At 69.8% G+C, this 13,829-nt stretch carries 11 protein-coding genes; 8 read left to right on the top strand and 3 right to left on the bottom strand.

Going from position 1 to position 13,829, the window contains the following annotated elements; translation table 11 throughout:
* Window positions 1–95 precede the first annotated feature (95 nt).
* Complete coding sequence (locus AC3CH1_RS20360) at window positions 96–278, bottom strand: hypothetical protein (protein ID WP_488464225.1); 183 nt, start codon at window positions 276–278, stop codon at window positions 96–98.
* 584 nt (window positions 279–862) lie between these two features.
* Between AC3CH1_RS20360 and AC3CH1_RS20355 the strand changes: the two genes are divergently transcribed.
* From AC3CH1_RS20355 to AC3CH1_RS20320, 8 genes are all read left to right on the top strand, one after another.
* Complete coding sequence (locus AC3CH1_RS20355) at window positions 863–4,648, top strand: sensor histidine kinase (RefSeq protein WP_488464224.1); 3,786 nt, start codon at window positions 863–865, stop codon at window positions 4,646–4,648.
* Between the two features lie 9 nt (window positions 4,649–4,657).
* Complete coding sequence (locus AC3CH1_RS20350) at window positions 4,658–5,071, top strand: roadblock/LC7 domain-containing protein (RefSeq protein ID WP_006127850.1); 414 nt, start codon at window positions 4,658–4,660, stop codon at window positions 5,069–5,071.
* 135 nt (window positions 5,072–5,206) lie between these two features.
* Window positions 5,207–5,614, top strand: a complete 408-nt coding sequence (locus AC3CH1_RS20345) for a DUF742 domain-containing protein (protein WP_003966010.1) — start codon at window positions 5,207–5,209, stop codon at window positions 5,612–5,614.
* Entirely contained in the window at window positions 5,595–6,176 is a 582-nt protein-coding gene (locus tag AC3CH1_RS20340; RefSeq protein ID WP_003966011.1) for a GTP-binding protein, read from the top strand. The genes AC3CH1_RS20345 and AC3CH1_RS20340 overlap by 20 nt, the downstream gene beginning before the upstream one ends.
* 361 nt (window positions 6,177–6,537) lie before the next feature.
* The gene (locus AC3CH1_RS20335) at window positions 6,538–9,753 is read left to right on the top strand and encodes a sensor histidine kinase (protein WP_488464223.1); all 3,216 of its coding nucleotides are present in this window, start codon (window positions 6,538–6,540) and stop codon (window positions 9,751–9,753) included.
* Between the two features lie 10 nt (window positions 9,754–9,763).
* Window positions 9,764–10,177: a roadblock/LC7 domain-containing protein gene (locus AC3CH1_RS20330; protein WP_073771622.1), complete on the top strand. Its 414-nt coding sequence runs from the start codon at window positions 9,764–9,766 to the stop codon at window positions 10,175–10,177.
* 90 nt (window positions 10,178–10,267) lie between these two features.
* Complete coding sequence (locus AC3CH1_RS20325; protein ID WP_488464222.1) at window positions 10,268–10,930, top strand: DUF742 domain-containing protein; 663 nt, start codon at window positions 10,268–10,270, stop codon at window positions 10,928–10,930.
* Window positions 10,911–11,492: a GTP-binding protein gene (locus AC3CH1_RS20320; protein ID WP_014048542.1), complete on the top strand. Its 582-nt coding sequence runs from the start codon at window positions 10,911–10,913 to the stop codon at window positions 11,490–11,492. Before AC3CH1_RS20325 ends, AC3CH1_RS20320 begins: the two co-directional genes overlap by 20 nt.
* Window positions 11,493–11,747: 255 nt before the next feature.
* On the opposite strand, the gene AC3CH1_RS20315 is transcribed toward AC3CH1_RS20320, so the two are convergent.
* A complete protein-coding gene (locus AC3CH1_RS20315) occupies window positions 11,748–11,951 on the bottom strand; it encodes an acyl-CoA carboxylase subunit epsilon (protein WP_030076048.1) in 204 nt (67 codons plus the stop codon).
* A gap of 71 nt (window positions 11,952–12,022) precedes the next feature.
* Complete coding sequence (locus AC3CH1_RS20310) at window positions 12,023–13,606, bottom strand: acyl-CoA carboxylase subunit beta (RefSeq protein WP_488464221.1); 1,584 nt, start codon at window positions 13,604–13,606, stop codon at window positions 12,023–12,025.
* Between the last annotated feature and the right edge of the window lie 223 nt (window positions 13,607–13,829).

The raw sequence follows: 13,829 nt of genomic DNA, 5'->3' as shown, positions 1-13,829 counted from the left end.
TGCTGGCTGGCTGAAGACTGACGCTCCAGGCTAGCGCGATGAGAGGGGACAGCCTCGCGTATGAGTGCGCGCGGAAGGCGGTGGCCGGCCGGGCCCTACTGGGCGGCCGTGACCGGGGCTTCCATCAGGATGGTGCGGCGCGGGTTGGCCGTCACGGTCGGGAGGTCGGCGGCGTGCTCCGGCTGGGGGGGCGTCCGCAGCGCTTCGGCGTCCTCGAGGTGCGCCAGCGTGGTGCGCCGGGGGTTGGCAATGTTGCGGAACATCGTCGTCGTCTTCATCTGCCGTCAGGACCCTGTCGGTGAGGGCGTCGCTCGTCGCGGCGCCGGCTTGTCGGATTCGCCATCCCTGTAAAGCGTCAGGCTAAACATCCGATTCCCCGCCGGAGCCGGGATGAGGCGACGATCATCATGTGAGTTTGCTCACGAACTAATCGACAATTGGCCCATTATGGACAGCTGGCCTTGATCCACAAAACGGACAATGCATCACTGAATCCACCATTCCGCTCCTGATCATCGCGTCTGGGACACCCCCCTCCCCTAGGTGAGTCCTCCGCAATAGTCCGCTTTACCCACGATCACTCTCCACTGCTTGTCACTCGCCCATCACAACGTGTCACGCAGGTCACAGCCCGGTACATGGCCCTTGTTGGAGATCCTGCACTGTGCTGGAATTCCACGCACCGCCGCGGGTTTCAGGCCGGCGCGCAGGGGCGCAACGCAGCGCCGAGTGGCGGCGGGAGGGGGAAGTACGCCGGTCACTCATACGACCACCCATGGGGCGCGTCCAGCGCCCCACGACGCCGACACCGTTCTTGTCCGCACACGCGGGCGGGACGCCTGGTCCAGAGGTTGCGACGCTAGTGCAGGGACGTTTCAAGAGGGATGGCAGCGCTCCGGCGGAACAGGAGCCGCGCGGCGGGACCGACCGCGGTTCCTCGCCCCAGCACGCCCAGAACCCCGGGCCGGCCGCTGCCGGCGACAACAGCGACCGCGCGCAGGGCTCGGGCTCCACGACGAGCGGCGGCGCGGAGCCGACCACGCCCGCGCAACCGCGCGGCCCGGTCGACACGGGTTCTCGCGTAGCGCTCCGTAACTGGCGCATCAGCACACGGCTGGTCTCCCTCCTCGCCCTCCCCGTGGTCGCCGCGACCAGCCTGGGCGGTCTGAGGATCAACGAGTCCATGAACGACAGCCAGCAGCTGCAGCACATGCAGCTGCTGACCAAGATGACCAAGCAGGCGACCTCGCTCGCCCAGGCGCTGCAGGTGGAGCGCGACCAGTCGGCCGGTCCGCTGTCCAACAAGTCCAAGCCCACCGACTACAAGGTCACCGGGCCCCGGGACAAGACCGACCGGGCCAAGGACGCCTTCCTCGACGAGACCGACTCGATCGGTGACTCCGAGGGCGACGAGGCGCTCGACAGCATCCACGCGAGCATCTCGCAGATCGCCTCCCAGCTCGGCACCATCCGTACGATCCGCAAGACGGCGTACGAAGAGGGCGCGCCGAGCCTCAACACCATCGACCAGTACAACCAGCTGATCACCTCGCTGCTGAGCCTCTCGCAGGACATGGCGCAGGCGACCAGCAACCCGGACATGATCAAGCGGACCCGGGCCCTGGCGGCGTTCTCCTCCGCCAAGGAGTACGCCTCGGTCCAGCGCGCGGTCATCGCCGCGGCCCTGCCGGGCGGTTCGGTCAAGGAGCCGCACCTCAACCCGAACGACCGGCAGTTCGGCTCCAACGCGCTCGCCAAGGAGTCCCGGGCCCTCACCTCGTTCAAGACGATCTACGGGACGACCGGGGAGAGCGCCGAGGAGCTCATGGCGCCCCTGGACAACGGCAACCCGGAGATCAACGCCGGGAACATGTACGCCAAGCGGATCCTGGACACCACGAACGGCATCGAGGGCAAGCAGGTCCGGTCGTACCTGGACTGGTACGACCAGAGCACCATCAAGATCAAGGCCATGGAGACGATCGAGGCCACCCTCCTCAGCGACATGGAGGCCAAGGCCCGCGAGCTGCGCCAGGCCTCCCAGCGCGAGGCGATCATCAACGGTGCGGTCATCCTCATCGTGCTCGGCGTCTCGCTCGTCGGCGCCTTCGTGGTCGCCCGCTCCATGATCCGTTCGCTGCGGCGTCTGCAGGACACCGCCACCCGGGTCGCCCAGGACCGGCTGCCCGAGCTCGTCAAGCAGCTCTCCGAGACCGACCCGCAGGACGTCGACACCTCCGTCGAGTCGGTCGGCGTGCACTCCCGGGACGAGATCGGCCAGGTGGCCGCGGCCTTCGACGACGTGCACCGCGAGGCCGTCCGCCTCGCCGCCGAGCAGGCCCTCCTCCGGGGCAACGTCAACGCGATGTTCACCAACCTCTCGCGCCGCTCGCAGGGCCTCATCCAGCGCCAGCTCTCGCTCATCTCGGAGCTGGAGTCCCGCGAGGCCGACCCGGACCAGCTGTCCTCGCTCTTCAAGCTCGACCACCTCGCGACCCGTATGCGCCGTAACGGCGAGAACCTCCTCGTCCTCGCGGGCGAGGAGCCGGGACGTCGGTGGACCCGGCCCGTCCCGCTGGTCGACGTGCTCCGCGCCGCCGCCTCCGAGGTGGAGCAGTACGAGCGCATCGAACTGTCCGCGGTGCCCGCCACCGAGGTCGCGGGACGGGTCGTCAACGACCTCGTGCACCTGCTCGCCGAGCTGCTGGAGAACGCGACGTCGTTCTCCTCGCCGCAGACGAAGGTCAAGGTCACCGGTCACGCGCTGCCCGACGGGCGGGTGCTCGTCGAGATCCACGACACCGGCATCGGCCTCTCCCCCGAGGACCTCGCCGCGATCAACGAGCGGCTCGCGCAGCCGCCCACCGTGGACGTCTCCGTCTCCCGCCGCATGGGTCTGTTCGTGGTCGGCCGGCTCTCTCTGCGTCACGGCATCCGGATCCAGCTGCGCCCCTCCGACTCCGGCGGTACGACCGCACTGGTCATGCTGCCCGTCGACGTCGCGCACGGCGGCAAGCAGCCCGCGTCCAAGCAGGGCCCCGGACAGCAGCCCGGCGCCCCGGGCGGTCTGCTCGCGGGCAACGGGAACGGCGCCGGCAACGGTCAGCGCGCGGGCCTGGGCGGCGGACCGGCCGGTCCGGGCGCCAAGAGCCTCGGCGGTGGACCGGGCGCCCAGCGCGGCCAGGTCGGCGCGGGCGCGGGTCCCCGGGCGGCACTGCCGGCCCGGGACACCGGAGCCGACCGTCCGCAGGGCCCTCAGGGCGGCGGCCGGCCGAACACCGGCGGACCGGGCCAGGAATTCCCCGGTCAGGGTCCGGCGCCCCAGCGCCAGGGCGGCGGCCTCTCCGGCGCCTTCGGCAACAGCGCCCGGCTCGGCGCCCGCGGCGGCCAGGGCGGCCCGCAGGGCGAGGCCCCGGGCCGCGGTGACGCGACCAACCTGTTCGGGCACGGCGCTCCGCCCTCCCCCGGGCAGAACGGGCGCCCGGGTCAGTTCGCACCGCCGAACCAGCAGAACCCGTCCGGCTGGCAGAACCAGTCGAACCAGCAGAGCCAGCAGGGCCCCGGAGCGCAGCCCCAGGGCCGTCAGGAGCAGAGCGGCCCCGCACAGGGCGGCTTCCAGCAGTCCGGTGGCCCCGGCCGTCAGCTGCCGCCGCCCGGTGGACCGCGTGCCGAGCTGCCCGGGGGCAACCCGCAGCCGCAGCGCCCGGCGACCACCAGCTGGGGCGCGGACACGCCTCGCGGACACGAGGAGCACGACGCGACCGGGCAGTTCGCCCGTCCGTCGGACCTCGGCCAGGACCGGTCGTTCCAGACCCCGCTGAACCAGGGGCCGTCGGACGACCGCCAGGGCCCCGGCGCCACCTCCGAGTTCGCCCGGCCCGACTTCTCGGCGCCGGGGGCTCCCCAGGACCGGTCGTACCCGCAGGGCGCTCCGCAGGGCCAGGACCCGGCGAGCACCGCGCAGTTCGCGCGGCCCGATTTCGGTGTCCCGCAGCAGCCGGACCAGAACCAGCTGGGCCAGGGGCAGTACGACCAGGGTCAGCAGCTGCCCGCGCCGCGTCAGCGCGGTGCGGAGGGCAATGACTTCGGTGCTCCGCTGCCGTCCGCCTCCCCGGCGGGCGAGGCCCTGCCGTACCGTCCGGCCCAGCAGCCGGAGGCCCTGCCGCCGGCCGGTCCCGGGGACGGCCGTACGCCGCTGTACGACACCCTGGAGACGAACTGGTTCCACGGTCCGGGCCAGGGCGGCCAGCAGCCGCCCGCCGAACCGCAGGCGCCGGCCGCTCCTGACTCCTCCGATGTGCCGGTCCCGCCCATGCCTCGGCGTGGTGCGGCCGACCCCGCGGTCACCAGCTCGTGGCGGGCCTCGCCCAACGACGAGCTCGTACGCCAGGCCGAACGGGTCAAGAAGCCCGCCGCCGGCGGGGTCACCACTTCCGGGCTGCCCCGCCGTGTTCCCCGCGCCAATTTGGTTCCGGGGACCGCACAGCAGCAGAATCACCAGTCCGGACCACAGGTTTCGCGCGCGCCCGATGACGTGCGCGGTCGTCTGACCAATCTCCGCCGGGGCATCCAGCAGGGTCGGCAGGCCAACAACGGCCCGCAGACCGGCAGTATCCATCTCGGCCCCACTCACCAGCAGGAGCGTTAGTTGAGCCCCATGAGTCAGGCCGCGCAGAATCTGAACTGGCTGATCACCAACTTCGTGGACAACACCCCGGGCGTTTCCCACACGGTGGTGGTCTCCGCGGATGGCCTGCTGCTGGCGATGTCCGAAGGTTTCCCGCGCGACCGCGCCGACCAGCTGGCGGCCGTCGCCTCCGGTCTCACCTCGCTGACCGCGGGCGCGTCCCGGATCTTCGAGGGCGGCGCCGTCAGTCAGACGGTTGTGGAGATGGAAAGGGGATTCCTCTTCCTCATGTCCATCTCCGACGGTTCGTCACTGGCCGTTCTGGCCCACCCGGACGCCGACATCGGTCTGGTCGGGTACGAGATGGCCCTCCTGGTCGACCGTGCGGGCACCGTCCTCACGCCCGACCTCCGCGCCGAACTCCAAGGAAGTCTGCTCCACTAGGCGGCCATCCAGCGGATTCACGACACGATCCCCCCAGGTAATGCCCATAACCCTCACCCGTCAGGCCGCTTTAGTCCCCTCACCGGCCCCTTGCAGACGGCAAGCCGAGAACCTGCTGTCACGCCCGGAGGATTCATGACCCCGCCACCCGCCTCACCCGATCCGTACGGCGCACTGCACCACGCGTCGTACGACGGGGAAGGCGACCAGCCGCTGGTTCGTCCTTATGCCATGACCGGCGGCCGGACCCGGCCGCGCTACCAGCTCGCGATAGAGGCACTGGTCAGCACGACGGCAGACCCCGCGCATCTGGGGACCCTGCTCCCCGAGCACCAGCGGATCTGCCACCTCTGCCGTGAGGTCAAGTCGGTGGCGGAGGTGTCGGCGCTGCTGTCGATGCCGCTCGGCGTCGCCCGGATCCTGGTGGCGGACCTGGCGGAAGCCGGCATGGTGGCCATCCACCAGCCGGGCAACGGAGAGGCCGGCGGCGCGCCGGATGTGACACTGCTCGAAAGGGTGCTCAGTGGACTTCGCAAGCTCTAGCGGCGGCACGGGCCGCGCCACCACCTCGGCGAAGATCGTGGTGGCGGGCGGCTTCGGCGTGGGTAAGACCACGTTTGTCGGTGCCGTTTCGGAGATCAATCCGCTGCGCACCGAAGCCGTGATGACGTCCGCCTCGGCGGGCATCGACGATCTGACCCACACCGGGGACAAGACCACCACGACGGTGGCCATGGACTTCGGACGCATCACCCTGGACCAGGACCTGATCCTGTACCTCTTCGGCACACCCGGCCAGGACCGCTTCTGGTTCATGTGGGACGACCTGGTCCGCGGCGCCATCGGCGCCGTCGTCCTCGTCGACACCCGCCGCCTCGCCGACTGCTTCCCCGCCGTCGACTACTTCGAGAACAGCGGGCTCCCCTTCGTCATCGCCCTCAACGGCTTCGACGGACACCAGCCCTACACCCCCGACGAAGTACGCGAAGCACTCCAGATCGGACCCGACGCACCCATCATCACGACGGACGCCCGGCACCGGGCCGACGCCAAGAGCGGCCTGATCACCCTCGTCGAGCACGCCCTGATGGCACGCCTGAAGTAGTTCTTCCACCAGGCACAAGTCGATATCGACATACGGAAGTTGCAGTAGTCACACGGGGGCGGCCTGTGTCGTTTGACACGATCCGCCCCCGTGTTCATAACGTTTCGAGAGAGAATTGACTCCACGCCGCCACCCGACGCATCCACTCGGTGCCACTGCGCTCACATGAGCCCCGCCTTTTGACGGGGCTCGTTCTTTATGCCCGTTTTATCTGAGGTCTGGGCCACTCGGAATCGCTGGTTCCGACTGTTTGGAACGGGACCGGTCCCCGTGCTGCAATTCGACGAACTCCCCAGTAGGACCGCCCTGAACGAATAATCCGGCACAGCGTAGGTGCCGACGCCGAGAGGTTGTTGGTCGAGTGAGGCGAAGCAACGAGGGCTCCGCGGCGCAGCCCGAGCGGGGCAACTTCACCCCGCCGTCGCGCGCTGTGCCGTCCCCCGCGGACGGGCCCGGCACGGAGCCCGCCGGTGACGGCAGCACCAACCGGATGTCCCCGCGCAACTGGCGGGTGGCCACCCGGCTGAACGCGATCCTCCTGATCCCGGTGCTGGTCGGCCTCGTCATGGGCGGCTTCCAGGTGAAGGGCTCCATCGACACCTGGAGCGAGGCGCAGGACGCCGAGAAGATCGCGGTCGTCGTGCGTGCCGCGTCCGACTACGGACAGGCGCTCCTGAACGAGCGGGACCTCACCGCCGAGCCGCTGCTCTCGGGCGAACGTGACGCCGATGTGGTCGAGCAGACCCGGGCCACCACGGACGAGGCCGCGCGGAAGTTCGACGCCGCGGTGCAGGGGATGCCCGCGAAGCCGGGCCTGGAGCGCCGTCTGAAGCTCTTCAAGGCCGAGGAGCCCAAACTCCCCGAGCTGCGCAAGGCCGCCTACGCGGGTGCCCTGGACCCGGTGAAGACCGAAGAGGGTTACACCGAGGTCCAGCACTCGCTCATGCAGTTCGCCAACGAGCTCGGCCTCGGCACCGGCAACGTCACCAGTTACGGCCGTACGGTCTACGCGATCGAGCTGTCCAAGGCTGCAGAATCGCTTCAGCGCTCGATCGGCATGCACCTTCTGGTGCGCCCGAGCAAGAAGCCCGGCACGTACGACGAACAGGTCAAGGCCTTCGGCTCGTACAACTACCTGGAGCAGATCGCGCTGGGCGAGTTCAACTCCGGGGGCACCCAGGACGACGTCGACCGGCTCAAGCAGGTTATGGCCGGCAAGGCCGCCGACGGCGCCAAGCAGCTCAAGGCGGCCAAGGAGCGGGCCGAGGCCGCGGGAGAGCCCTTCGTGGCCCCGCCGAGCATCGACGGCTCGGTCTTCGACGGCATGGCCCGGGAGATCGGCCGGGGACAGGACCCCGAGGAGCTGGCGGCCAAGGGCATCACGCCCGCGACCTGGATGGCCGCGGCGACCGCGAAGTTCGAGGGGTACGCCACCGTCGAGGACGAGCTGGTCGCCAAGGCGGTGGACGAGGCCGCGAGCATCTCCTCGGACGCCAAGACCGACGCCGTCGTCAACGGCCTCATCGTCGTCATCGCGCTGCTGGCCGCCTTCATCCTGGCCGGGCTCATGGCCCGCCAGATGAGCCGCTCCATGCGTCGGCTGCGTACCGCCGCCTTCTCCATCGCCGAGCAGCGGCTGCCCTCCCTCGTCGACCAGCTCTCCCGCACCGACCCGGGCCGGGTCGACACCCGGGTGCAGCCGATCCCGATCACCACGCAGGACGAGATCGGCGAGGTCGCCCGCGCCTTCGACCAGGTGCACCGCGAGGCCGTCCGGCTCGCCGCCGAGCAGGCCATGCTGCGGGGCAACGTCAACGCGATCTTCACGAACCTCTCGCGCCGCAACCAGTCGCTCATCGAGGGCCAGCTGACCCTCATCACCGACCTGGAGAACAACGAGGCCGATCCGGACCAGCTGGAGAGCCTCTTCAAGCTGGACCACCTGGCCACGCGTATGCGCCGCAACGGCGAGAACCTCCTCGTCCTCGCGGGCGAGGAGCCCGGCCGGCGCTGGAACCAGCCGGTTCCCCTGGTGGACGTCCTGCGGGCCGCCTCCTCCGAGGTGGAGTCCTACGAGCGCGTCCAGCTGACGGGCGTGCCGGAGAGCGAGATCCACGGCCAGGCCGTCACCGACCTCGTGCACCTGCTGGCCGAGCTGCTGGAGAACGCCACCACGTTCTCCTCGCCGCAGACGAAGGTCAAGGTCACCGCGACCCGGCTGCCCGACGGCCGTGTCATGGTCGAGATCCACGACAAGGGCATCGGCCTCACCGCCGAGGACTTCGCCGACATCAACCACAAGCTGGCCAACCCGCCGACCGTGGACGCCGCGGTGTCGCAGCGCATGGGCCTGTTCGTGGTCGGCCGACTGGCCGACCGGCACGGGATCCGGGTCCAGCTGCGCCCCTCGGGTGAGCAGGCCGGGACCACCTCGCTGGTCATGCTGCCGGACGCCATCACCCATGGTGGCGGTGGCGAACCGGGCTCCGGTTCGGGCGACTTCACCGTCTCCTCGATCATCCCCGAACAGCAGCAGGCCTTCGAGCCGGCGCCGCAGCAGGCCCCGATGCGCACGGCGGCGGAGCTCGGCTTCGACGACTCGCGCTACGAGGCCCCGGCGGACCCGGGTCAGCTGGACCCGGTCAACCGCTCGCTGATGCGCGAGGAGCGCAGGGCGGCCCTGGAGGCCCAGGCGGGCCCGGGCGGCCCGTTCGGTGACCACTCCCGGGAACAGCAGGGCTACGCGCAGGAGCCGTACGCGGGTGAACCGCACGGCGGTCAGCAGCAACAGGGCTACGCCGACGACCACTACGGCCAGGACCCGTTCGGGCAGCAGCAGGCGCAGCAGCCGTACCAGGAGACGTACCAGCAGCAGTACGGTGCCGGGGACGGTTACGCGCAGCAGCACCCGGGAGCCGGTTATCCGGAATCGGCATATGCCGATCAGCAGGGTCAGCAGGGTCAGTACGCCGACCCGTACGCGGCTTCGCCGGACCAGTCCCACCAGGATGATTGGCCTGTTCAGAGTGGTTTCCAGAACACTTATGAGCCGATCGTTCCCGCCGAATCGGAATCTGTTCCGAGCCCGCCCGCAGAGCCTGCGGAGAGCGTAGGCTTCGACCGTCCGGGGCCCACCCCGAACGTCGGCCACGAGCTGACCGAAGCCGGTCTGCCGCGCCGTGGCGCTCAGCAGCACTGGCAGCCCGGCCCCGGCGGCCGCGGCAACGAGCAGCCCGATCCGACTCCGGGGCCCCCGCCGCAGCAGGAACAGCGGCAGGACCCGCAGGCGGACGGGGACGGCACCGACGACTGGCGCTCGACGAACGACGAGCGCTGGGAGCGGGCCGAGAAGCTCCGTGAGCCGAAGGCCGGTGGAATCACCCCCTCCGGCCTCCCCCGGCGCGTGCCCAAGGCCAACTTGGTCGAGGGCACGGCGGAGCAGACCCAGCAGGGCGGCCCCCAGGTCTCCCGCGCGCCCGAGGACGTCCGCGGCAGGTTGAGCAACCTGCGGCGGGGGGTCCAGCGGGGACGCAGCGAGGGTTCGGACACCAGTACCACCTACCACCAGGAGCGTTAGTGTGAGCCCGATGAGCCAGGCGGCGCAGAATCTCAACTGGTTGATCACCAATTTCGTGGACAACACCCCCGGGGTGTCGCACACGGTGGTGGTCTCCGCCGACGGACTCCTGCTGGCGATGTCCGAGGGTTTCCCGCGCGACCGTGCCGACCAGCTGGCGGCCGTCGCCTCCGGTCTGACGTCGCTGACCGCGGGAGCCTCGCGGATCTTCGAGGGCGGCGCCGTGAATCAGACCGTTGTGGAGATGGAGCGTGGATTCCTCTTCATCATGTCCATCTCCGACGGGTCCTCACTCGCTGTTCTGGCCCACCCGGACGCCGATATCGGTCTGGTTGGGTACGAAATGGCCCTTCTCGTGGACCGCGCGGGCGGTGTCCTGACTCCGGACCTCCGCGCCGAACTCCAGGGAAGTCTTCTTAACTAGCAGACAGACAGTGCGTTTCTCGCCACCGCGCCATAAAGTGCGGTGGCGCGGCCCCACTGGGATCGGTGACCGGCAGTCGGAGGAGGAAACGTGGCAGCACCCACAGGCGGGCACCCATACAACGGTGACCAGAGGGTTCCGGGTGAGCACGGTGACAACCGTTTCGGCTTCCCTGCCGCATCAGGTGGACAGGGCCCAGGCCAGTACCAGCCATATCAGGAGCCGCAGCACCACCAGCATCAGCAGCAGGGTGCTCACGGCGGGCAGGGGTCCGAGTGGCCCCCGCAGCAGCAGCCGGGGGCGGGGTGGCCGCAGCAACCGCAGCAGCCCCACCGGTACGACGCACCCCAGCAGCCGCGTAGTCAGCCGGTGCAGCAGCGGCGGGCTCCCGAGCCCGCCCAGCCCGCCGCGCACAACCCGCTGGTCCGTCCGTACGCCATGACCGGCGGCCGGACCCGACCGCGTTACCAGCTCGCCATCGAGGCGCTGGTCAGCACCACGGCCGATCTGTCCCGGCTGCAAGGGCAGTTGCCCGAGCACCAGCGGATCTGCCGGCTCTGCATCGAGATCAAGTCGGTGGCCGAGATCTCGGCCCTTTGCTCGATCCCCCTCGGCGTTGCCCGGATCCTCGTCGCCGACCTGGCCGAGGCCGGACTCGTCGCTATCCATCAGCCCGGCGGCGACGAGGCCGCCGGCGGCCAGCCAGATGTGACACTGCTCGAAAGGGTGCTCAGTGGACTTCGCAAGCTCTAGCGGCGGAGCGGCCCGCTCCACTACCTCGGCGAAGATCGTGGTGGCAGGGGGCTTCGGCGTGGGTAAGACCACGTTTGTCGGTGCCGTTTCGGAGATCAATCCGCTGCGCACCGAAGCCGTGATGACGTCCGCCTCGGCGGGCATCGACGATCTGACCCACACCGGGGACAAGACCACCACGACGGTGGCCATGGACTTCGGACGCATCACCCTGGACCAGGACCTGATCCTGTACCTCTTCGGCACACCCGGCCAGGACCGCTTCTGGTTCATGTGGGACGACCTGGTCCGCGGCGCCATCGGCGCCGTCGTCCTCGTCGACACCCGCCGCCTCGCCGACTGCTTCCCCGCCGTCGACTACTTCGAGAACAGCGGGCTCCCCTTCGTCATCGCCCTCAACGGCTTCGACGGACACCAGCCCTACACCCCCGACGAAGTACGCGAAGCACTCCAGATCGGACCGGACACCCCGATCCTGACGACGGACGCCCGGCACCGCGCGGACGCCAAGAGCGCGCTCATCACGCTGGTCGAGCACGCCCTGATGGCGCGGCTGCGCTAGGTCCTGTCGTCGAACTCCCGTCGTCGCCCGGAGGGCGGCCCTGGGGGGTCAGGTGCGTGCTCTCGGCGTGCCGGGCTCACGTCCTCGTACTGGACGTACTCGGGCGTGGGCCCGGTGCGGCGAGAGTGCGTGCATGGCGCCGCGGGGCAGACGGGAGTTCGACGACAGGGCCTAGGTCCTGTCGTACGTCGTACGTGGAAGGGCCCCGCACTCCTCTCGGAGTGCGGGGCCCTTCCACGTACGGTCCCGAGGGGGTCAGCCCTGCCAGCTGTGCGGGGCGCGGAAGCCGGGCGTGCGCTCCAGGCGCCGCCAGCCGGCGGTGTCACGGCCGCGGTGGGCGGGGGCGGCGGGCTGGGCGGCGGCGCGGGCCATCAGGACGGCGGTGATGGCCGCCAGCTCCTCGGGGTCGGCGTGACCCTTCTCGACGCGCAGGACGGACTCGGCGGACGTCAGGCTCATGGTGGGGTGTCTCCGTCTTCTCGGCAGGATGTCGTGGACCGTGCGGCGGATCGCGCCGCTGCGGAGGAGGACTACTGCGGGGGGTTGCCGTGCTTGCGGGACGGCAGGTCGGCGTGCTTGTTGCGGAGCATGGCGAGCGAGGCGATGAGCACCTCGCGGGTCTCGGCGGGGTCGATGACGTCGTCGACGAGACCGCGTTCGGCCGCGTAGTAGGGGTGCATCAGCTCGGCCTTGTACTCCTTGACCATGCGGGTGCGCATGGCCTCGGGGTCCTCGGCGTCGGCGATCTGCCGGCGGAAGATGACGTTGGCTGCGCCCTCGGCGCCCATCACCGCGATCTCGTTGGTGGGCCAGGCGTAGGTGAGGTCGGCCCCGATGGACTGGGAGTCCATGACGATGTACGCGCCTCCGTAGGCCTTCCGCAGGATCAGCGAGATCCGCGGCACGGTGGCGTTGCAGTAGGCGTAGAGCAGCTTCGCTCCGTGGCGGATGATCCCACCGTGCTCCTGGTCCACGCCCGGCAGGAAGCCGGGGACGTCCAGAAGAGTGATGATCGGGATGTTGAAAGCGTCGCACATCTGGACGAACCGTGCGGCCTTCTCGGAGGCCTCGATGTCCAGCACGCCCGCCAGCGCCTGCGGCTGGTTGGCGACGATGCCGACGACCTGGCCGTCCAGGCGGGCCATCGCGCAGATGATGTTGCGGGCCCAGCGCTCGTGGATCTCCAGGTAGTCGCCGTCGTCGACGAGCTCCTCGATCACCTTGTGCATGTCGTAGGGGCGGTTGCCGTCGGCCGGGACGAGGTCCAGCAGGACGTCGCCGCGCCGGTCGGCGGGGTCGTCGCTGTCGACGGTCGGCGGGTTCTCGCGGTTGTTGGAGGGCAGCATCCCGATGAGGTAGCGGACCTCGGCGATGCAGGTCTCCTCGTCGTCGTACGCGAAGTGCGCGACGCCCGAGGTCTCGGCGTGCACGTCCGCGCCGCCGAGCCCGTTCTGGGTGATCTCCTCGCCGGTGACCGCCTTGACGACGTCCGGTCCGGTGATGAACATCTGCGAGGTCTCACGGACCATGAACACGAAGTCGGTCAGCGCCGGGCTGTAGGCCGCGCCGCCCGCGCACGGGCCGAGCATCACGCTGATCTGCGGGATCACACCGGACGCGCGGGTGTTGCGCTGGAAGATGCCGCCGTAGCCCGCGAGCGCCGAGACGCCCTCCTGGATACGGGCTCCGGCGCCGTCGTTCAGCGACACCAGCGGAGCACCGGCCGAGATGGCCATGTCCATGATCTTGTGGATCTTCGTGGCGTGCGCCTCGCCCAGCGCCCCGCCGAAGATCCGGAAGTCGTGCGCGTAGACGAAGACCGTGCGGCCCTCGACCGTGCCCCAGCCGGTGATGACACCGTCGGTGTACGGCTTCTTCGCCTCCAGGCCGAAACCGGTCGCCCGGTGCCGGCGCAGCTGCTCGACCTCCTTGAACGAACCCGGGTCCAGCAGCAGCTCGATCCGCTCCCGGGCGGTCAGCTTCCCCTTGGCGTGCTGCGCCTCGGTCGCCCGCTCGCTCGGTCCGCGCCGCGCCTGCTCGCGCAGGGCGAGCAGTTCGGCCACCCGGCCTCGGGCGTCGTTCGGCTCGCCCTTGGTTTCGTCCACAACGGTCATGTACTGACCCTACGAACACCGACCCAGAAATCGTGCCGTCGACTCCGTACAGTCTCCTGCCCGGTTTCGTGGTGGAAGTGAACAGAACCACATCGCCGTGCACGCGATCCACCAGCGAAACGCCGCTTTGGGTTGTGAAGACTCCACAAGAGGAGGGTGTGCCATGGGCCACATGCCCTGAGGGGGCCCGCAAGGGCCCCCTCAGTATGACGCGGCAGCTGCC

The sequence above is a fragment of the Streptomyces sp. MGP-P1 genome, from assembly GCF_057766565.1.
This window is presented reverse-complemented; position numbering and strand designations above follow the sequence as displayed.